Consider the following 21,089-nt stretch of genomic DNA (forward strand, 5'->3'; position numbering starts at 1 on the left):
AATGATCGAATTGAAATCGCCAACGAGGGCACATATCTCAATTCGAATCATTGATATGAATGAAGCGGGAAAAGTCTAAAAAGTGAGGTGCTTTTCCATATGATAGTGAGGGATACCTGCATCTAAAAATTCTTCGCCGTACGTATGATAACCTAATGATTCATAAAAAGGGATAGCATGTGTTTGGGCCCCTAATTTGAAATGACGGTAGCCCTGTTCATATGCGACCTGTTCAAGATATTGCATGAGTTGTTTTCCAATACCTAAGCCACGTGCACTTTTCAACACGGCGACACGTTCAACTTTAGCGCTGCCTTCTACATTGCGAAAACGTGCTGTTGCGATAGGCTGTTGGTCGTCATTATAGGCGATGACATATTGTGCAGTATGTTCATGTTCATCAATTTCTTCATCACGAGAAACACCTTGTTCGTCGATAAATACCGTTTCACGAACGAACAGAACATCTTGATATTCTTGTTCAGTTTCAACTGTTTTAATCATAGGGCACATTCCTTTCATAAGTAAGTTTAATGTTTATCATAAACGATTTAGCTATAGAATAAAAGTGTTTTTAAAGTTGAAATGACGGCTCGACAGATGACGTGCGTTGACTTGTTGTTGTAATGATATAAAAAAAAGTACCCATCATCGTAAAAATGACGGATACTTATAATTTAATTCATATTTGACGGCGTTACATAGCTTGTTGGCGTACTAGGGCAGTATATTGCCAGAAAAGACGCATTTGTACGAGATTCCAGTTGTTCATGCCCATTGTATAGCCAGAAGGTTTGAAAATATTCACGTCTGTCACTTCTAATGCCGCAGCGACAAGATATTGAATCGGCACGCTTAAGTTTTGCATTGCGGGTGTTAAACCATTCTCATCATAAACCCAAGAAAACGGTAATGGCGATTCAAAGACATCAATCGCATCAAAAATTTCAGGAAGGGCGACGATATAACATGCGGCATTGATGACAGGGTTCGTTGCGCTTTCCTGATAATAAAGCAATAGCGCTTCATAATTTTCACGATGCGTATGATTCACATAGAACAACTCTTGACGAAAATGCGCCATGTCTTTACTGTGAATGATTTGTTGCTCGAGCATATTAAAAATGCCATTGATATGTCTAATTTTTTCTTGTGTATGACGTGCCATCTGTGAACCTCCTATTAGTAGTATGAACCATCAGGATTTTGGTTTTGATCCGGTACTCCTTGTTGCTGATTATTCGTTGTTCCATTTGTGTTATCAGCTGATTCACCCGTATTATTTTGATCATTGTTATCATCTTTCGGTATTAGCTTTTTAACGTCTTGTAACAATGATTCTTCTAGATATGTGAGCGGCGGGATTTCTCCATAGTATGCTTTTACACGCTCGACTAAAAATTGATTTCTGTTTTTAATAGGCGCTAAACCTAAGTCTTTACGTAAAGTGTTAGACGTTTCAATTAAATTATCAACGTCAGGATTAATGTAATAAATACCATTTAGTAATTCATTTTCACCTTTAAGTTGTTGTGATTTAATGTCTACATCATTTGCTAAGTAGTTCGCCGCGAGTGCTTTGATTTCTGAGTAACTTAAGTTGTGTTTTGAATTTTTTCCTACAATTTCAATGATATCATCTAATTTGTGTAAAGATTTAGTGTCTTGGGCTTTTTTGAACAATATTTTTAATACTTCCATTTGTCGTTGCCCGCGTTTTAAATCAGAGTCTTGCTTACGTGTACGTGTCACAGCAAGCACTTCATCACCATTAAGTTGTTGCTTTCCTTTTTTAAGTTTGATTCGACCTTTGTCCATTGTATTCGGTTCGTTCAGATCGTATGGGACATCATATTCAATACCGCCAAGTTCGTCTACTGTTTTTGCAAAAGCTTCCATATTAATACGAACATAGTAATCAACGGGCACATTTAAATTCGCTTCTACGGTACGCATTGAAGCTTCTGGTCCGCCGTATGCATGCGCATGTGTAATCTTATCATAGTAACCGACTTCTGGAATGTAACTTAACGTGTCACGAGGAATACTGAGCAAACGAATTTGATGTTTGTCAGGGTTCATGGTTGATAAAATCATCGCATCGGTCCGTGCATTTTCGGCACTTTGTCCGTTTTGTCTTCTTGTACTGCTATCATCTATGCCTAAAAATAAAATAGAGATAGGTTGTTTGGCAGCATTGACTTTTGAATCTCTTAATTGGGATTGTCGTTCATCCGATTGTGAGAACGAGTCGTCAAAAGCATTCTTTGATGAGTTAAAAAGAGTGAATGCGAAAATTGTAGGAACAATTATAAGCATTAAAGCTAATAAATAGAGTAAAAATTTGAGTCCTTTATTCATAGTGAATTGCTCCTAACAGGTATTTTTACATATGATTATATATTGTAATGAAGTGTTGATGACTTTTCAATCATTTCATACATTTTCATCTATTTTGTAGAGGTTAGTCTATTTCTATGTTGGAAGCGTGTAGTTCATGTATAATGAAGTTACTATTATGAATGAGGGATATCAATTACGTTTGAATCCCGTTAGTTTTAAATCAATGAATCATATGAGGATGGTGGATGTTTTGAAAGCACAATGGATGTCAAAACTAGATGAAAGTTTAGTACGCGAATTTTATGAAGGACAAACCGAAGAAGAACGACAAGCAGGCTTTGAAGATGTGCTTACATTTGGGACTGCAGGAATTCGAAGTACTTTTGGCATTGGACCTGGACGTTTAAATAAATTTACAATTCGTAAAGTCGCGCTCGGTTTAGCACAATATTTAAACGCGAAACAATCAGATGCGACGGTTGTCATTCATTTTGACACACGCTTTTTATCGGAAGACTTTGGACGCGAAATTGCTCGTGTATTAGCGACGGCAGGTGTCAAAGTGGTACTGGCTGACAGTTATAAATCAACGCCTGAACTTTCGTTTGCAGTCCGTCATTTACAAGCGACGGCAGGTGTGATGATTACAGCGAGCCATAACCCAAGCAATTACAATGGGATTAAAATTTATGGTCCTGATGGCGGTCAATTGTTGCCAGATGCTTCAGAAGATTTAAGCCAATATATTAATGCGATTGAATCACCGCTAGACATTGAAGCGAATGATTTCGAAGCTTTACGTAATGCCGGCATGATTTTACCATTAGCTGATGAAGTCACTGAAGCGTATAAAGAGGGCGTTAAAACATTAGTAGGGCCAATCGAATCACAAGGCGAAAAGGTCGTGCTTACAAGTCTTCATGGTACAAGTCTACCATTAGGTGCGACATTATTAACGGAGCTCGGATTTGAAGATTTTGTCATTGAAAAAACACAATCACAACCAGATGGACGTTTCCCGACAGTTAAAAGTGCGAATCCAGAAGAAGAAGCGGCATTTGAATACGGTATTCGCCTTGCTGAACAAGAAGACGCCACATTAATCATCGCTACAGATCCAGATGCTGACCGTTTCGGATTTGTTGAAAGATATAAAGATGGCTCAACACGTTATTTCAATGGTAATGAAATTGGTTTGATTTTAATGAAACTTCGCTATCAAGAACTACAACCGACTGGAGAAGTGTTTTATATCATCAAATCGATTGTGACAGGTGCTTTGAGTGAAGCCTTTGCGAAAGCTTTAAATATCGAAGTTGTCAATGTTTTAACAGGCTTTAAATACATCTCTGAACAATTGCAACAGCGCGAAACAGATGACGCACAACTCGTTCTCGCATTTGAAGAAAGTCACGGTTACCTTGCGAAAGATTTATCACGCGACAAAGATGCCATTCAGTTTATGCCGTTATTAGTGAAATATAAGCAAATGTTAACGCAAAACGGTTTGACGTTTAAAGAAGTGTTAGAGGATATTTATGCACAAATTGGACGTTATGATGATGTGACACTTTCGCCAACATACGCAGGTCAACAAGGCAGACAGAAGATTAATCAGCTTATGACACACTTTAGAAATGATACGAGTGATAAGTTACTTGGTTTAAACATCGTGACGAAAGAGGATTACTTAGGGCAACAGACGACGCATTTGGCAGATGGTACGACAACTGTAATTGATTTACCACAGGCGGATGTGATTCGTTATACATTTGAGGAGGGCTTTATTGCTTTGAGACCGTCTGGTACGGAGCCAAAGATTAAAGTGTATTTCTCGTTGAATGTGGATGATTTTGATACATTGGTGGACCAGTTTGAACAGGCATATTTATAACCCAAATGTATCATAAAAACTTGCACGCTGTTGACTTACACCCTTTATGATTGCCTTGATGGATTCGCTTTTATCCCCTGAGAACGCGAGTCCAAAAGGGCAAGTGTGAGTCAATGGTATGCTTAAAAACAACAGAAAAAGAGCCGCCCCTGCGAACGTGAAACCATCAAAGCAACCGTAAGTACCCGACATGTTCACGAAGCAGTAAGACAAGCTCATTAATATCGGTTATTTAATTATTGTTATAAGTTAATCAAATTGACCGAATGGCTGAGTATTAGGCTTATATCCATATTTTCCGTCACTATAACCAACTTGTGCGTAATATCTTTTTCCATTTTTTTCGAAACCAACCCATACATAGCCGTCGTTAACATATTTATAGTCATAAATTAAATATTGTCCTTTTTTCAAGGTGTCGAATTGTTTTCCATCATTATTCGGTTGAGAGTATACGGCCACACCTTTCTGATGGGTTACTTTAAATCTGCCATTTTCGTAACGCATTGTGACACCTGATTTTGTTTTTTGCCAGTTGCTCGTAACTGCATTGCTATTATAAGGTGTATCTGAATAACTTAATTCTGAGAAGTTCACTTTAGTAAATGCACCAAATGGCTTACTTCCAACTTTGTATCCAATTTTTCCATCACTAAAACCTGTTTGAACATAATAACGTTGGTGATTTTTCTCAAAACTTACCCATACATAACCATCATTAACATATTTATAATCGTAATTAAGCTTTGTACTCGGCTTCAAATTTGTTACCTGTTTGCCATCATTATTAGGAGCTTGATAAACTGCAGCGCCTTCTTTTCTTGTTACGGTGTATTGCCCATTTTCATGTCTATAAGTAATGCCACTTCTCGTCTTCATCCAGTCACTAACTACGGATTGAGGGTTTAAAACAGTATCAGAATAAGAAGAATCAGGTTGAGGCCATTCGTTAGAGAAATTCGGTCTGATAAAATAAGCTACATCTGTATATTGATGCGATGCTAATCTTCCAACCTCTCCATATGACAAGTTTCCGCTAATATTTTGTTCTAAAGAAGTAAACTGGTTTAAATTCGCTTCTTTAACAATACCGATGTGACCATAACTTGCATTCCATGATCTAGGATACCAAACGACAATGTCACCTGGTTTTGGTAAAAAATTTGGTGTGTTGGCATAAACTTTAGCGTAGTTGCCTAATGCATTATTTTTCGCTTGGTAGGCATTACCATTTAAGCGAACATTCCCATTCGATAACTGATACATATAATCTATCGCTAAGTCCATACATTGATAGCCATAATACCCATCAAAATCCACGCCCACACCGATATGATTTTGTATGTAACGTGAGGCATCTTCCTGTGACCACCGATGCGTATTTACTGTATCAGCAAAAGCATTTTGATTTTCAAAAATGTTGAGAAGGTAGAGCGATGTTGTTGTCATTGTATGTTTTGATAAGAAACTTTTAAAATGTATATCTTCTAAGTTATCTTTGTTAATAAAAGACAGTCCCCCTATAACAAGAACTGTCCCCATGCCTATTTTCATGCTCATTCTTAAAACTTTTGAACCATTTTTCATGTATGTTCCTCCTCAATATAGAAATCATTGCAATTTAAATAATAACAAACGTTTATTAAAAATATAGATAAAATTGTAAAATATATTTTATTGTTTTATTAAGCAGGCATTTACATTATAAAAAGTATTTTATTTTATCCCGATTAAGGCACTTTTTATAAAGAAGAGAAAATTCATTCGTCAATTCACTTTATTAAGAAAAACGGAGGAAAAATGACGGGTACAGTAACATTCTTCACATTTTAAAAGGGAGGCGCATGATTCATTAGTGTAATAAAAAATGTACATGTGGTTAAAGTCAGATCTTGTATAGAACGGCGAAGATATAGGGGAAATTGGATAATATTTAACATTTTGTTCAATTCTTTAAATACTCCACCTTCTTTTACTAGCAACTGTTTTTCAGAAATACACCCCTTAATATTGGAAATGAATACCAAATAAAAAAATTAGCTTTAACAGGGCTCAAACTTTTTTGACATGATTGGGTGATTTTTACATAGAATATGTTTTTTAAAATGTCGAAAGCAAGATTGCCGTATGGACAAGAGGAAAAATGTAGTTATCTATAAATCTGTACGCTTTCTCTATCGTTGACGTAAGATTGCCCACCTGGACGAGACTCCTGAGGGATCAGACGCAGCCGAAAATCCAATTTGGCTTCATTCAAGTGTACATTTCAATCAAGCCAAATTTAGTTGAGGCAAGTCCCCTAGGAAGCAAACACCATCACATTTTTCTTAAAATAAAATTTACGCCTTATCTCGCTTTTTAAGTCTAATGTAAAGAATATGTAAATTTTGTTGGTTTAATGTTTGCCGAATTATAAAATATAGTAAAATAATTGATAATTTTGTATTTTTAATTGAAATCATAGTTCATATACTTAAAAATTAGTATAGAAATCACGTTTAACAAAAAGAGGGATCATTTTGAATTTTGTTGATAAATGAAACGTTCCAAAAATTTCTATGGAAGAAAGGTGTATGAAAGTGAAACTCACAACTGTAGGATTAGGTTACATTGGTTTACCGACGTCAATTATGTTTGCAAAGCATGGTGTAGACGTCATAGGTGTAGATATTAATGAAGAAGCTGTTAAGAGTTTAAACAATGGGCAAATTCACATCGAAGAACCAGGTTTACAGGAAGCCTACGAGGAAGTTTTAGCGACAGGGAAATTCAAAGCGTCACAAACCCCAGTAGAGGCAGACGCATTTATTATTGCAGTACCCACACCGAATAATGATGATCAATACGAATCTTGTGACATTTCAATTGTCATGAGTGCAACTAAAAGCATCATTCCATTTTTGAAAAAGGGCAATACTGTCATTGTTGAATCGACTATTGCACCGAGAACGATGGACGACCATGTGAAGCCATTATTAGAAGAACATGGGTTTACGATTGGTGAAGATTTATATCTCGTCCATTGTCCAGAACGTGTATTACCTGGAAAGATCTTAGAGGAGCTTGTGTACAACAATCGTATTATCGGTGGCGTGACGCCTGCATGTATCGAAGCAGGAAAACGTGTTTACAGTACATTTGTGAAAGGTGAAATGATTGAAACTGATGCACGTACTGCTGAAATGAGTAAATTAATGGAAAATACGTATCGTGATTTAAATATTGCTTTAGCGAATGAGCTAGCAAAGATTAGTAACCATTTAAACATTAATGTATTAGATGTGATAGAAATGGCGAATAAACATCCACGTGTGAATATCCATTTGCCAGGTCCAGGTGTAGGGGGACATTGTTTAGCTGTAGACCCCTATTTCATTATTGCGAAGGATCCTGAAAATTCTCCGTTGATACAAACAGGGCGTCAAATTAACCGTTCGATGCCACAATATGTGGTGGAAAAAACGAAAAATATGTTGCGTGAATTAAATGGAAATAAAATTGCAGTGTTTGGCTTAACGTATAAAGGGGATGTAGATGATATCAGGGAATCACCTGCTTTTGATATCTATGAATTGTTGCGTCAAGAGTCGAATCTTGATGTGGTTACGTATGATCCGCATGTCAAACTTGATTTTGTAGAGAAAGATATTCAAAAAGCAGTTGCGGATGCTTCTCTTGTGTTGATTTTAAGTGACCACTCAGAATTCAAACATTTAACTGACAACGATTTTGTAAATATGAAGGATAAAGTTATTTTTGATACTAAAAATGTCATTCAAAGCCAATTTGAGACAGTTCAATATTATAACTATGGTAATTTGTATGCATTTGATAATCAAAAACAATTAATTTAATTTGAAGATAAAGTGAGTTTGTATTGGAAATCTTTCTAAAAATCATCTTTAAATAGCGAAGTTGTGTTTTGGAGTTTAGATTTCTACAAGCTCACTTTTCTTTAAAAATATACTTTAAGAGGTTAGTTTATGGATGATTTAAAAGCATATATGATTGAAAACCAAATTCTATTTAACGTTTTTTTAGATGAACCGAGGCATCAATTTATATATAGTGATGCCAATTTGAAAGAAGAAATCGGCACAGTAGAAGCTTTTAATTATAAAGTTTATCTAGTGTTGAGTACGAGAATCATTGAAGGTCAATTGCACGGTTATTTAAAAGGACAAAGAGAAATTGGATGGGTGAAGTTGGAACATTCCCATTATGTGTTCAATAAACAAAATGAAATCGTTTTTGTGAAAAATAATACAGGAGTTCAAAACGCATTAAATATTACATACCAGTTCGTGGACAGTTTTACACGAGATGTCCAGAATAAATTTTTGACGTCTAAAGGTTTGGTGAAGTATAAAGGTGAATTTTATGAGCTGCTATTTCAAAAAAGGCGATTCGTTGGCTTTATGAAACCGTCTGATCTTGATGTGGGATATCATGTAAACGAAGACGTCAACTTAGGGCAAGGGACAGCATTGTTTTTGGAAAGTCGTCTTAAGACAAAAGCTGAAAATGTTCATGTTAAAGATGATTTTCAATTAAAGTTGCTGTTTCCAGAAAAAGGCATTGGCAAGTTAGAAGAGAATGGAAAAGTTTATTGGATTGAATTAAAGCATGTCGATCCGCAACAACTTGAGCGTATTTTAGGCACTTTGCCTGATTATAGTTCAACCGAAGAAGTAGAAAAGAACGATCTCATTCATAATTTTTTAATAGAAAGACTTCAAGCGAAACATGTCATTACGGCGTTAGTGAAGGACAAAATGAATCAAGGATTGAATGCACAACTTGACGGAATTGAGGGTCATAGCAATATCCATGAACGATACCAAAATTTAAAAAACTCCAAATTAGGACAGTTACAAATTAAATATTGGAATATGAGAAAAAAGTGGGGGAAGTCACATGGCAAATCAACCTCAAACTAAAAAGAATCAATTGATGGAAGCTATTGATTTACTTAAAACGGATTATTTGCTCGGTTTGAATCGATTAGAAGAAACTTTAAATGCAAGTGATGTGGCGATGTATTTAAAGTTACTAGAAAAAAATGGCAAACTGGACTTTATGCATCAGTTTAAGGATGAATTAGAAAAAGAAAAAGCGAGTAATGGTTCTCGCATTTTGAAAAAAGCACAGTATCAAATTGGCATGATTGCAGATGAGTTTTTATACAATTCATTTAAAGATACAGCGGACATCACTTTTATTCCGAGTGATGCTGAAATTGAAAAAATGCAGTTTGACTTTGTGATCGTGGCGACGACATGGCGAGGGATTGATGCATCATGGCAAGGTATCGCCAGTCCTAAAAGTAGAATGCGGGCACATCTCATGCAATTACTTGATGAACTCATTGAGCGTCAAATTCCGTTAGTCTTTTATTCTAAAGAAGACCCCGTCAACTTCCATTTATTTAAAGATATTGCACGAAAATGTGATTATATTTTCACGACTGCACAAGAAATGGTTCAAGATTATATTGAATACACGAATAATACAAATGTGAAAGTTTTACAATTTGGGGTGAATCCACATTATCATAATCCGATTGGAACGAGAACCGATGAAGCGGCGAAAAATAAAGATAACGTCATTTTCGCCGGCAGTTGGACTAAAAAATATCCACAAAGAAATAAAGATTTAGCACGTATGTTTGATGGTTTGAGTTTAAGTGGCAACGATTTAACGATTTTTGACCGTAATTTACACCTTGAAAGAGAACGCTATTTATTCCCTAGCAAGTATATACCTTATCTGACCGGTCCGTTAAGTCATGATGAACTGATGAAAGTACATAAGATTTTTAGATGGGCACTCAACGTGAATTCAGTCAAGTATTCGGACACGATGTTTGCCAATCGCGTTTTTGAATTACAAGCATTCGGTAATTTGATGATTTCTAATTATTCAGTCGGCGTGAACAATCAATTTCCTAATGTGTTGATGGTGAATGATGTATCGGATGTCGGCCCTATTTTAAATCGGTATTCGGAGCACGAGTTGAGAGCCTTTCAAGCGAAGAATATACGAAATGTGATGCTAGAACATACGACTTATCACCGTATCAATGAAATTGCGAACTTTATGGGATTAACGAGCACTGCTGTCCAACCTGTCATTGGTGTCGTCGTACGAGAAAGAACAGAATCTCTAGTAGAGATGTTTCAACGTCAAATGAATGTGAAGAAAATTTTATTAACCGAACAAGAACTGAACGACCGCATACATGAATTAGATTTTGTGACTTTTTTTGATGACAACTACATTTATGAAGAATATTACTTAGCTGATTTACTCAGTGCATTTTATTATACCGATGTCGATTTCGTACAAAAAACTTTAAACACAGACGTCCAAGTACATGACTATGCTGAGACGTATGATGAGCCACATTTAACGCTATTTGATGTACAAGCTTATCAGTCTGGAGAGCTCAAATTCGGATACACATTAGATGATGCTGAAATCTTTGACAATGAAAAACAAATTTTAAGTCAAAATGATTTAGTCAGTGTGATTGTTCCGATCCATAATAATGGACGTTATTTAGAAGATAAATGTATGCGCAGTTTGAGACGTTCTTCAATGTTTGACCGCTTTGAAATTATTTTTGTGGACGATGGTTCTACAGACGAAGAAACACGTCATGTCATACAAAGATTAAGACGAAAATATCCGAATATCGTTTACTATCGATTTGAATCAGGTTCAGGTAGTGCTTCGAGACCACGTAATAAAGGTGTCGAACTTGCAACAACGCCATATATTACGTATTTAGATCCTGATAATGAAGCGATAGGGGATGGCTATGTGCAATTGTATGAAAAATTAAAAGAAAATCCCTCTATCGATATGGTAGTAGGCAACATTATTAAAGAAGACAATCGTAAAAGATCCGTTTTTAATTATTACGGCACGATTAAAAAATATAATCATGATGACCCTTTGATTACAAATACGAAAAAGTTTCTTAAAACGGCAGGCCTACGTGCTCAAAGTATTCAAGCGTTAATGATTAAAGCAGAAGTGATTAAGAACAATCACATCAAAATGGTGGAAGGTGCTGCCGGGCAGGATACCGTCTTCTTTCAAGAACTGATGTTATATTCTAAAAAAGTGTTAGGTATCAAAGTGCCCATTCATATGTACTATGCTGCAGTAAGTGGATCAGTCACGAACTCGACTTCAAAAAAATTATTTGATAAGTACTATAAACTCGAACTGGAACGCATTCCTTTTCTAGAGCAACATCAACTCATGGATGCCTATATGGAACAGCGTTTTAATTTGTATCTGAAAGGTTGGTACAGACCTCGTCTAGATATCGTGAAAGCGGAAGAACGACCAGCAGCCATTCAACGATTTTTAGATATTTATCAGTTATACGAAAAATATGAGCGACCACAAGATATTGAATTAGACGATTACATTAAGGCGTTAAAAAAAGAAGTGAAACAGCGATAAGGGGGATGGCAGATGTACGATGACTTACAATTAATCAATTTTGCTAAAAGTTTTTTTATACTGCCAAATGAACAACCGTTTGAAGTAGACGGTTACTATCGCCAAAAGATCAGTCAAAAAACGATTTATTTTACGCCAGATTTGAGTCATATCACTTTTTCAGTGCGAGGCTATCAAATCCTTATTCTTGGAGAGTTGATAGACGTGAGGGACAGTATGAAGTCGGTTGATATGATTGTAAGTGATCTGTTGCAACATCCCGTCGATTCTGATGCCTTTCTAAATGAAATGTCTTTTTTCAATGGCAGATACGGTTTGTTCATCGCTTTAGAAGATAAACTGTATTTTTATAACGATGCGACTTCATTTCTTTCATTGTATTACCATGATGTGCAACCGGTTTATGCATCTCATTCAAAGTTATTACATCAACTGTTACAACAAATTTACAGTATAGAAGAACGACGCATAGCAGACAAAATGCGTGGCTTTCTTGATTTAAGCAAATATGAAAATATATATAAATTCAATGCGAATATGCGTTTTGAACTGAATGAGCATGCATTAAAAAGGATATATCCAATTGTTCAGCATCAAACCTTGGATACCTCTCGCGTTGTCGAACAAGCCATTCCGTTGATGCGAGAGATGGTGGCCTATATTTATCGTATGGGCCGACCTGTTGTGATGTCACTAACAGGCGGCTCTGATTCAAGAGTATCCCTTGCACTATTGAAAGACAAGTTACCGCAAACGTTATTTTTTACGTATTTAAAGACGGATGAACAGGAAGTCACGCGTGCACAAAAGAGAATATATGATATGGATCAAAAAGCGGTGCACTTTCTTGTGGATCAACTGCATTTAAAGCATCATTTTTTCAACATTAATCATAACGATGGAGATCAAGCAGTGGCTGATTTATATGCACATTACGAATCCGGTCATTCTGAAAATATGATTCATTACTATAGTCAACATGACCAATTTCAAAACGTATCGCATGTGAAATCGTCAGTTTTTGAGCTAGCAAAAGGGATTAGACCTAGAGAAGTCGAACAGCAATATGACAAGATCGAGGCATATGTCCCGTATATAGAAAAATGGTCGCCTATTAAACAGAAATCATGGATTCAACATGCATTCGCACAATTTATAGCAAGAAATGAAATGAGCGCATGTGTAGAAAATGGCTATCATCCCTATGATGTTTTGTATCTAGAGTCAAGAATGAATGGGTGGCATAGTGCCATTATTCAAGAAAGCGACCCTTACATGGAGGTTTATAACTTAATTCATTGTCGTTTCATTTTATTTCAATTGATGCAAATGGATTATGAGGAGCGAAAACGGCATGCATTTCATAAAGCTGTAATTGACCAGTGTTGGCCGCTGCTTCACTTTTTTGGGGTTAATACAGATAAAAATTTATACAATCAATACCAGGACCTTGAAAAACAATTTGAAGTATATAAAAATAATCAAGAAAATGCAAAAGAATTAAAATTAGATTACGATACACAAGATTTTGATCAAACATTTGAGCAGCAAAGTATTCATTTTAAGTTGAATCATCAAAAGTTTCTTGAACATGAAGCTTATCGTTTAAATATTACAAATCAACGCGATGAAGCCGTACCTATTGATATTCGTACATTTTATAAAAATCGTAAAGGCCGAGCACGTATTTTTATCACAATTGGTCATGCGAAGTACGATATCGTGGATTTAGGATATGAAAGTATAGAGAAAACTATCGCACCGCATTCGCAACTCACTATTCTCGTTCAATCGAGGAAAGATATCGATAAGCATTCTTGGATAGAAGCGGCTAAATTTCAAATTAAAGAAATTGATTTACATAAGAAGGTTATAGAATGAGAGCAATCATAGAAATCTTTAAAGAACAAATCACGAATTTACCTAAAATTTTTAAATTAGCTATTTATAATATGAAGAGTCAATATGCCAATCATTATTTAGGTATCTTTTGGAACATTTTGCAGCCGGTTCTCCAAGTGGCCATCTACTATATTGTGTTTGGTTTAGGGCTAAGGGGAAGTAATAGCTCAATCATGGGTGTACCTTTTATTGTTCATTTAATCTCAGGTTTATTTCCTTGGCTATTTATTTCTCAAGGTATCAATTCCGGTGCGTCAGCGATTCAAAAAAATATTGGATTGTTAGCTAAGATGAAATTTCCTTCTTCCATTTTTATATCGATTGCGCTAACGAATAATATGATCAATTTAATGATTACAACAAGTATCGTGTTTGTCATTTCATTAGTGAATCATTATGTTCCGTGGTGGCATTACGTATGGTTTATTTATTTTTTGATCGGATCTTTTTCCATCATTTTCGGTATTTCTTTAATAATGAGCACCCTGACTGTCATTGTGAGAGATACAAAAAATTTGTTGCAAAATGTTATTCGCATGCTCTTCTTTATGACACCGGTATTTTGGGTGTTAGAGGAACAACATGGCATTTTAGCTAAGTTAGCAAGCTTAAATCCTTTTGCATATCTTGTGGGTGTTTACCGCACCGCATTCGTTCATCACCAAACGGCTGTGTATGGGACATGGTCTGATCATATTTATTTTTGGATGACGGTTTTTTTACTCATTTTAATTGGTTCAGTCATTCATATGAAATTCAGAAAGAGAATTCTAGATTATATATAGGGGCTTAAAATATGAAATCGAAAAAACTCTTAATGATTACACAAAACTTTTATCCCGAATTAGGTTCAGCAGCGAATCGAATGAAAATGTTGTTCAAACATTTTACCAAGGAAAGTGTTATTACAAACGTTTTAACGACGCAACCTTCATATCCTAATCATGAGTTGTTTCAAGATCGAAGTTATTTTGATGATGAAATGATTAATCGCTATGAAAATAACAGGATTGTGCGGATGCAGATGATTTTTGAAAAGCAAAATAAAAATCTCTTCGCAAGACTCATTTACTATATCGAGCAATATGTGAGGGTCAGATATTATATTTTCAAGCATAAAAATAACTATGACTATATTTATGTCACGAGCCCTAATATTTTTATAGCTTGGGCGACGTTGTTTATGAAAAAAGCAAAAAGACCAGATTATATTTTAGAGGTCCGTGATTTGTGGCCAGATAGTGTGAATGGCATTAAAGGTATTAATCTTAAATTGACGTGGCCTATACTCAAGCGACTAGAGCAGTTGATGTATCATCGTGCGGATAAAATTGTAATCAATAATGAAGGGTTTCGGCAACATATTCAGGATATGTTAGACAAAAATAAACCGATTCAATTTATTCCTAATTCAGTCAGTGAAGCAGAGCGTTTTACCGAAGAAAAGTATACAGAATTCCATGTGATTTACACTGGAAATATTGGTTACGCACAAGACGTCAATCATTTAATCGAATTATTTAAAGGGCTGAATGACAATCAAATTCATGTTACAGCGATTGTGTATGGTGTAAAAGCACCAAAATTTAGAAAAGCTGTTCAACATTTAGATTACGTTACGCTTAAACCTGCCATGAGTCGTGAACAGTGTCTTCAAGAAATTTCGAAACATCACGTAGCACTATCAATTTTAAATGAAAATGATACGTTTTTAAATGTGTTACCTGGAAAGATTGTAGATGCAATAGGGGTCAATACACTTCCTGTCACTAATATAGGTGGAAAGATGGCTGAAGATATCAATACTTATCAAATGGGTTTTGCTAAAAAGAAAGCGACACCTGAAGTATTATTAGAGCAAATCTTAACTTATAGAGATTCACCTTCATATTTAGGAGCCCAATTGAAAAATGTCAGACAGTATCGGGATCAATTTTTAAACTGGGAAAAGAATATTAAAATATTAATTAGCTTCCTTAAGGAGTGAACGGTATGACAGAAACGCAATATAATGTAATATGTGAAAATGTGACAAAAATTTATGATCTGAACCGGAGTAGAAAAGACAAATTACTCTCGTTATTCACTTTTGGAAAATCATATTCATTTAAACCTTACTATGCCTTAAAAGATGTAAGCTTTAAAGTAGAACGTGGCACATCAGTTGGCATTATAGGATTAAATGGCTCCGGGAAGTCTACACTGTCTAACATATTAGGTCAAGTAGTGATGCCAACATATGGGAAAGTCAATACAGAGGGTAAACCTTCATTAATTGCGATAGGAGCAGGTTTGAATCCCTCTTTTACGGGTGAAGAAAACATACGCTACAAATGTTTGATGCATGGCATGTCCACGAAAGAAATTAATGAGAAATTTGATGAAATCGTGAAGTTTAGTGAACTGGATGAATTCATCTATCAACCGCTTAAATCTTATTCAAGTGGGATGAAGTCGAGACTAGGCTTTTCTATAGCGATTCATACAGACCCCGACATTTTAATAGTGGACGAAGCGCTATCTGTTGGTGATGAAACCTTTTCAAACAAATGTATTGAGCGAATGAAGGCATTTCAAAAGGAAGGAAAAACGATCTTTTTTGTTTCTCATTCTGCAAGTCAAATTCGCAAAATGTGTGATAAAGCGCTATGGATTCATTACGGTCAAATGGTCGTGTATGATGATGTGAGTTCAGTCATTAAACGTTATAATGCATTAGTTCAAAAAATTAAACGCATGACTAAATCAGAACAAGTCGCGTATAAAAAAGAGAAGTTAAAGCAACAACAAGTCGGTAATTATGACGAATCAACTTTGTCACAACAGCGAGAAGTCTCGTTAATGACACATGGATTTATTGGTATCACTTTAGTAGCTTGGTTCGCGGCCATGTATTTTCAATTATTCGGATAAGATATAGGAGCGGTCTCAAATGATTCAATTCAATTATGATACATTAACTCGAGAAGACTTGTTAAAGGCAAATAATCAAAAAGTTAAACTTATTGTAGACGGCATCGATTTTTACATTTTTATTCATATTAAACCGAATACTCATCGACTTCTTGTTCATTCAAATGGTGCGATTGATAAAAAGAAGTCGACACCTCCAGTTTTTTTAAGAAAGAGTTGGCGAGAAGATTTTGACGCGCATTGCCTGTTTATAGACGATCGTACTATTCACGATAGCTCGCTTAATTTAGGTTGGGGATTAGGCACAAAAGAGCGGCACTATATTGAAGATTATGCACGTATTAGTCAAAAGATAAGTGATCTTTTAAATGTAGAGGATGAAAACGTGACTTATTATGGGAGTTCGGGTGGTGGATTTATTTCACTGATGTTAGCCACGTCTCATAAAAACTCCCGCGTCGTTGTGAATAACCCACAAACTTATGTCCATAGATATGTTAGAAAAGCGGTGCTAAAGGCCTATCAGTTTGTTTTTGGAGATATGTCATTTGAAGAGGTCAATAAAAATTATGCGAAACGAGTCTCTTGTACTAGGCATATGAAGCGATGTAATCATGTCCCTGAAATACTCTACATACAAAACCGTTTAAGTCATCAGGATATGGAGGAACATGTGACACCTTTAATCAAAATGCTAGATAAATATAAGCTTGATAGTTCTCGCATTAATTTTCTGTTATACAGTGACAAGCAATCAGGACATAACCCGTTACCCAAAGATAAAACGGTTGAATTGGTCAACTTGTTTATGAAGAGGGAATTGAATATTTATTAGAAGCTGAATTTTAATGATAATCACAACAAGGGAGATGACAAGATGAAAAAAGTAGCGATGTTCGTATGGAACCACTTCACCAATGATGCCCGCGTGAATCGAGAGTGTACGGCGTTGGCAGAAGCGGATTATGATGTAGATTTAATTGCTATTAATGATCCGAAAAATACAGCGATTGAGGCATTTGAACAGCGTGGGCCTCATTTTAAGGTACATCGCGTTAAACGTTATCCATTTTTAATTCAAGCCTATGCAGATCATGGAAAAAAATTCCTCGTTATTATCGGTGGCATGTCATTTACGATTGCGGCTGGGTTATTTTGGATTAATTTAAAGCTCATGCTCGGCTATTTAGTATTGTTATTAGCGGGCATGGCCATGATTAAAGTGAAGAAATTGCGCAAATGGGTTGTGAATGGAGCAATTATTGCGCGTATGATTGTAAAAGGTTATCAACAAAAGGCAGACATTTACCATGCGAACGACTTGAACACATTACCTCAAGGAATTGTTTGTTCAAAATTAAGATTACACCCAAAACCTTTAGTCTATGACAGTCATGAGGTCCAGTCTGATCGTACGGGTTACAATCCCGAACGTATTAGAAAAATTGAACGTTTTTTACTGCAATTTGTTGATAAGATGATCGTGGAAAATCACACTCGTGCCAAACATAATGAACGCCTATATGGATTTTACCCGCAACCGCTTTATAACTATTCTACATTGTATGATATTGCACAACAGCCTCATTACCATTTGCATGAAAAATTAGGTCTCGATCCACATGAAAAAATATTACTTTATCAAGGTGGTTTACAACAGGGGCGCGGCCTAGAAAAACTAATTGAAGCAATGCCGATGATTCAAGAAGGGGTGCTCGTGTTTGTAGGTGGTGGTAAATTAACTGCGGCATTGAAAGCACAAGCCCAACAGTCTGAAGCACGAGATCGTATTTACTTTTTAGATAAAGTTCCATTTGAGCAGTTGCCAAGTATTACTCGTGAAGCACACGTTGGTTTTCAAGTATTGCAAAATATTTGTTTCAACCATTATTCTGCAAGCTCTAATAAATTATTTGAATATATCATGGCGCACGTTCCTGTCATTGCATGTGACTTTCCTGAAATTAAACGTGTCGTGGAAGAAAATGAAGTAGGTATTGTCACGGATACGCATGACAGTCGCAATATTGCTGAAGCAGTCAATCAATTGTTGCACCACCCTGATTTGTATGAACGATATCGTGCCAACACACGTAAAGCTAAAATGATTTATAATTGGCAAAATGAAAAACAAAAATTACTCCACGTGTACAATACATTAGAAAGTAAATATTCATATATAGGAAAAATACAGTCTCAAATGAAATAAACGTCTCATTATTTAGTCCGATATTGAAATAAATTTGATATGAATATGTGTTAAATACTATTCAATAGGGTATATCAATTTTACAAAACAAAATCGGAGGCGTTTAACATATGAAATTTAAAATGATATCTTTATTATTATCAACAGGGATTGTTCTCGCAGCTTGCGGAAATGACGATAATGATGATCAAAAAAACACGAGCAACACAGACAATAACACAAAAACAGAACAAACGACGGATAATGATCAAAAGCATGACGACAATGATCGTGACAATGATGAACAAGACAGCAATCCAAACGTTAAAGCACAAACGATTGACGTGAAACACATTCAAACGCAACCTGAAGATGCTATTAATACAGCAAAATCTTCATTTGATGGTGACGTTAAGCAAGTGGAATTTAAAAAGGAAAATGGCGAATGGGTGTATGACATCGATTTAAGAAACAACAACGAAGAAGCAGAAGTGAAAGTTTCAGATAAAGATAATAAAGTCTTAAATAAACAAACTGAAAAAGAAATGGACAATGACCGTAATCAATCCATTAACTATGAAGATGCGATTGACTATCAAGAAGCGGTGAAAAAAGCACAAGATGCGCAACAAGGTGACTTAAAGCAATGGTCATTAGATAGTGATGATGGTCAATTTGTATATCACATCAAATTAATGACGCAAAATGGTGAGCAGGAATTAACATTAGATGCGAAGTCTGGTAAAGTTTTACAACAAGAAAATGATTAATGTGACATCTTAATATTTTGCTGAACTTGCGCTCTTTTCATTAAGAACATGCCACTTGTGTGAGATTACCGTCTTGGACTCGCATTCTTAGGAAACTTGCCTCAACTCAATTCGGCTTGATTGAAAGGTACACTAGATGGAAGCCGAATTGGATTTTCGGGAGTAGTACAGAAATCTCATGTGTTACAAAGATTTCGTAGTACTGCCCCCCAAGGCTGACTAGACTTCTCAAAAGCACGAGCATTGAGAAGTTAGACAGCTACTGCGTTAAACAGTCGTCTCTGTTAATAATCAGAAACTACATTTAAGCCTTTGATTTATCCCTCGGGAGTCTCATCCATCCGGCAATCTTACGTTAATGGCTGTGGGAAAGAGGGCAGTGCCAAGTATCCGAATCAATTATCATCATCAAAAGTTGCATCTCTTTTCAACTTATTTTAACCATAGGAAGACAGAGCAAGGTAAATTGAATGACCTCGCTCTGTTTTTTCTTTGTGATAGGGTGGGACTGTTGATGGGTTGTTCTGTAGATGCGTAAATTGAGATGTGCCCATATGTAGCAAAACGCATTTCATATAATTGGTGGAGTACATTGGAAAGTTAACGCCTTTTTTAACTTACGGTTTTAAGGGCAGTATTGTAACATTTCGAGAAAAGCAGCTTGAAAGTCCTTAGCTTGAATATCCATCAGTACTTGTGTGGGGCTTTCTGTAACGTTAAAGTCTACAAACGTTGCGCCACGAGCATGTGTGCCACTTAATTCGACATGAACTTCAGCAGGGCGAGCTGTAAATAACTCTGGATAACATAAATACATGATTGTGTAGGCATCATATACATTTAATCCTTCTAAAAATGATTCACCACGATAATGTTGAAAAAGATGATACAACATATTCCCAGTTTGATTCATTGCTTTGATTTCTGGGAGTAATGCATACGGTAAATTAGATGCGCGCGCAATATCGAGTCCTGTCATCACGATAGGTAACCCCGAATGAAAGACGATGTGTGCCGCTTCAGGATCCGCATAAATGTTAAATTCGGCAGCAGGAGTGACATTTCCTGCACCGGCGCTTCCACCCATTAAAACGATTTGTTGGATATGCGCACGAACTTCTGGATACGTTTTTAGCAAGAGTGCGATATTCGTTAATGGGCCAATCGGTACTAATGTCATCGGTGTATGAGATTGAAGTAACATCTCTTTCATGGTTTCTACACTATTTTGGGACACAAGCGAAGTCGTCGGTGTTTCAAATTGATAACCTGCCATGCCACTTTCACCATGAACATGAGGCGCATGGACTGCTTTTTGAATTAGCGGTTCTGATGCACCTGAAGCGACAGGTACGTTTGAATGAAAGTGTTCAATCAATTGTTGTGCATTTCTCGTAGTTTTATCAATAGATACGTTACCATGTACAGTTGATATCAGTTGTACGTCAAGTTGTGGATGATGAAGTGCAAAGCTAATAGCAGCTGCATCATCAATGCCAGGGTCTGTATCAATAATAATCGGAATGGGCATATTAAAACCTCCTTTTTATCTATAGTAATGGTTACGTACGTTCGCTTCAACTTGTTAAAACTGTTATAG

General features: G+C 36.0%; 16 protein-coding genes. 11 read left to right on the forward strand and 5 right to left on the reverse strand.

Annotated elements, in window-relative coordinates; translation table 11 throughout:
- Positions 1-75: 75 nt before the first annotated feature.
- The 3 genes from GZH82_RS03740 to GZH82_RS03750 form a co-directional block, all read right to left on the reverse strand.
- Entirely contained in the window at positions 76-504 is a 429-nt protein-coding gene (locus tag GZH82_RS03740) for a GNAT family N-acetyltransferase (protein WP_162681373.1), read from the reverse strand.
- Between the two features lie 193 nt (positions 505-697).
- Positions 698-1,168: a DUF2538 family protein gene (locus tag GZH82_RS03745; RefSeq protein WP_162681374.1), complete on the reverse strand. Its 471-nt coding sequence runs from the start codon at positions 1,166-1,168 to the stop codon at positions 698-700.
- A gap of 14 nt (positions 1,169-1,182) precedes the next feature.
- A complete protein-coding gene (locus GZH82_RS03750; protein WP_162681375.1) occupies positions 1,183-2,361 on the reverse strand; it encodes an LCP family protein in 1,179 nt (392 codons plus the stop codon).
- Between the two features lie 232 nt (positions 2,362-2,593).
- Between GZH82_RS03750 and GZH82_RS03755 the strand changes: the two genes are divergently transcribed.
- A complete protein-coding gene (locus tag GZH82_RS03755) occupies positions 2,594-4,237 on the forward strand; it encodes a phospho-sugar mutase (protein ID WP_203232843.1) in 1,644 nt (547 codons plus the stop codon).
- A gap of 249 nt (positions 4,238-4,486) precedes the next feature.
- Here GZH82_RS03755 and GZH82_RS03760 read toward each other — a convergent pair whose 3' ends face one another.
- A complete protein-coding gene (locus tag GZH82_RS03760) occupies positions 4,487-5,824 on the reverse strand; it encodes an SH3 domain-containing protein (RefSeq protein WP_238989637.1) in 1,338 nt (445 codons plus the stop codon).
- A gap of 992 nt (positions 5,825-6,816) precedes the next feature.
- Here GZH82_RS03760 and GZH82_RS03765 point away from each other — a divergent pair.
- From GZH82_RS03765 to GZH82_RS03810, 10 genes are all read left to right on the forward strand, one after another.
- Positions 6,817-8,091 carry a nucleotide sugar dehydrogenase gene (locus GZH82_RS03765; protein ID WP_162682990.1) on the forward strand — a complete coding sequence of 425 codons (1,275 nt, stop codon included), beginning with the start codon at positions 6,817-6,819 and terminating at the stop codon, positions 8,089-8,091.
- A gap of 129 nt (positions 8,092-8,220) precedes the next feature.
- The gene (locus GZH82_RS03770) at positions 8,221-9,177 is read left to right on the forward strand and encodes a hypothetical protein (RefSeq protein ID WP_162681377.1); all 957 of its coding nucleotides are present in this window, start codon (positions 8,221-8,223) and stop codon (positions 9,175-9,177) included.
- Entirely contained in the window at positions 9,155-11,716 is a 2,562-nt protein-coding gene (locus tag GZH82_RS03775; protein ID WP_162681378.1) for a glycosyltransferase, read from the forward strand. Before GZH82_RS03770 ends, GZH82_RS03775 begins: the two co-directional genes overlap by 23 nt.
- A 12-nt stretch (positions 11,717-11,728) precedes the next feature.
- Positions 11,729-13,597, forward strand: a complete 1,869-nt coding sequence (locus tag GZH82_RS03780) for a hypothetical protein (RefSeq protein ID WP_162681379.1) — start codon at positions 11,729-11,731, stop codon at positions 13,595-13,597.
- A complete protein-coding gene (locus GZH82_RS03785; protein WP_162681380.1) occupies positions 13,594-14,403 on the forward strand; it encodes an ABC transporter permease in 810 nt (269 codons plus the stop codon). Before GZH82_RS03780 ends, GZH82_RS03785 begins: the two co-directional genes overlap by 4 nt.
- Before the next feature lie 11 nt (positions 14,404-14,414).
- Positions 14,415-15,605, forward strand: a complete 1,191-nt coding sequence (locus tag GZH82_RS03790) for a glycosyltransferase family 4 protein (protein ID WP_162681381.1) — start codon at positions 14,415-14,417, stop codon at positions 15,603-15,605.
- A gap of 5 nt (positions 15,606-15,610) precedes the next feature.
- Positions 15,611-16,531, forward strand: a complete 921-nt coding sequence (locus GZH82_RS03795; protein WP_162681382.1) for an ABC transporter ATP-binding protein — start codon at positions 15,611-15,613, stop codon at positions 16,529-16,531.
- A gap of 19 nt (positions 16,532-16,550) precedes the next feature.
- Positions 16,551-17,366, forward strand: coding sequence for a prolyl oligopeptidase family serine peptidase (locus GZH82_RS03800; protein WP_162681383.1), 816 nt, complete (start codon positions 16,551-16,553; stop codon positions 17,364-17,366).
- 42 nt (positions 17,367-17,408) lie between these two features.
- Positions 17,409-18,740: a glycosyltransferase gene (locus GZH82_RS03805; RefSeq protein WP_162681384.1), complete on the forward strand. Its 1,332-nt coding sequence runs from the start codon at positions 17,409-17,411 to the stop codon at positions 18,738-18,740.
- A gap of 110 nt (positions 18,741-18,850) precedes the next feature.
- Positions 18,851-19,489, forward strand: coding sequence for a PepSY domain-containing protein (locus tag GZH82_RS03810; protein WP_162681385.1), 639 nt, complete (start codon positions 18,851-18,853; stop codon positions 19,487-19,489).
- Positions 19,490-20,114: 625 nt separating this feature from the next.
- Here GZH82_RS03810 and rihC read toward each other — a convergent pair.
- Entirely contained in the window at positions 20,115-21,020 is a 906-nt protein-coding gene (gene rihC, locus GZH82_RS03815) for a ribonucleoside hydrolase RihC (protein ID WP_162681386.1), read from the reverse strand.
- Positions 21,021-21,089 lie beyond the last annotated feature (69 nt).

This window comes from Staphylococcus sp. MI 10-1553, assembly GCF_010365305.1.
Lineage (GTDB): Bacteria > Bacillota > Bacilli > Staphylococcales > Staphylococcaceae > Staphylococcus.

Excerpts from the sequence above, each read along its gene's own strand:
- GZH82_RS03790 (WP_162681381.1), top strand. The coding sequence starts at position 14,415 with ATGAAATCGAAAAAACTCTTAATGATTACACAAAACTTTTATCCCGAA.
- GZH82_RS03780 (WP_162681379.1), top strand. The coding sequence starts at position 11,729 with ATGTACGATGACTTACAATTAATCAATTTTGCTAAAAGTTTTTTTATA.
- GZH82_RS03770 (WP_162681377.1), top strand. The coding sequence starts at position 8,221 with ATGGATGATTTAAAAGCATATATGATTGAAAACCAAATTCTATTTAAC.
- rihC (WP_162681386.1), bottom strand. The coding sequence starts at position 21,020 with ATGCCCATTCCGATTATTATTGATACAGACCCTGGCATTGATGATGCA.
- GZH82_RS03800 (WP_162681383.1), top strand. The coding sequence starts at position 16,551 with ATGATTCAATTCAATTATGATACATTAACTCGAGAAGACTTGTTAAAG.
- GZH82_RS03785 (WP_162681380.1), top strand. The coding sequence starts at position 13,594 with ATGAGAGCAATCATAGAAATCTTTAAAGAACAAATCACGAATTTACCT.
- GZH82_RS03740 (WP_162681373.1), bottom strand. The coding sequence starts at position 504 with ATGATTAAAACAGTTGAAACTGAACAAGAATATCAAGATGTTCTGTTC.
- GZH82_RS03795 (WP_162681382.1), top strand. The coding sequence starts at position 15,611 with ATGACAGAAACGCAATATAATGTAATATGTGAAAATGTGACAAAAATT.
- GZH82_RS03810 (WP_162681385.1), top strand. The coding sequence starts at position 18,851 with ATGAAATTTAAAATGATATCTTTATTATTATCAACAGGGATTGTTCTC.
- GZH82_RS03805 (WP_162681384.1), top strand. The coding sequence starts at position 17,409 with ATGAAAAAAGTAGCGATGTTCGTATGGAACCACTTCACCAATGATGCC.
- GZH82_RS03750 (WP_162681375.1), bottom strand. The coding sequence starts at position 2,361 with ATGAATAAAGGACTCAAATTTTTACTCTATTTATTAGCTTTAATGCTT.
- GZH82_RS03745 (WP_162681374.1), bottom strand. The coding sequence starts at position 1,168 with ATGGCACGTCATACACAAGAAAAAATTAGACATATCAATGGCATTTTT.
- GZH82_RS03760 (WP_238989637.1), bottom strand. The coding sequence starts at position 5,824 with ATGAAAAATGGTTCAAAAGTTTTAAGAATGAGCATGAAAATAGGCATG.
- GZH82_RS03775 (WP_162681378.1), top strand. The coding sequence starts at position 9,155 with ATGGCAAATCAACCTCAAACTAAAAAGAATCAATTGATGGAAGCTATT.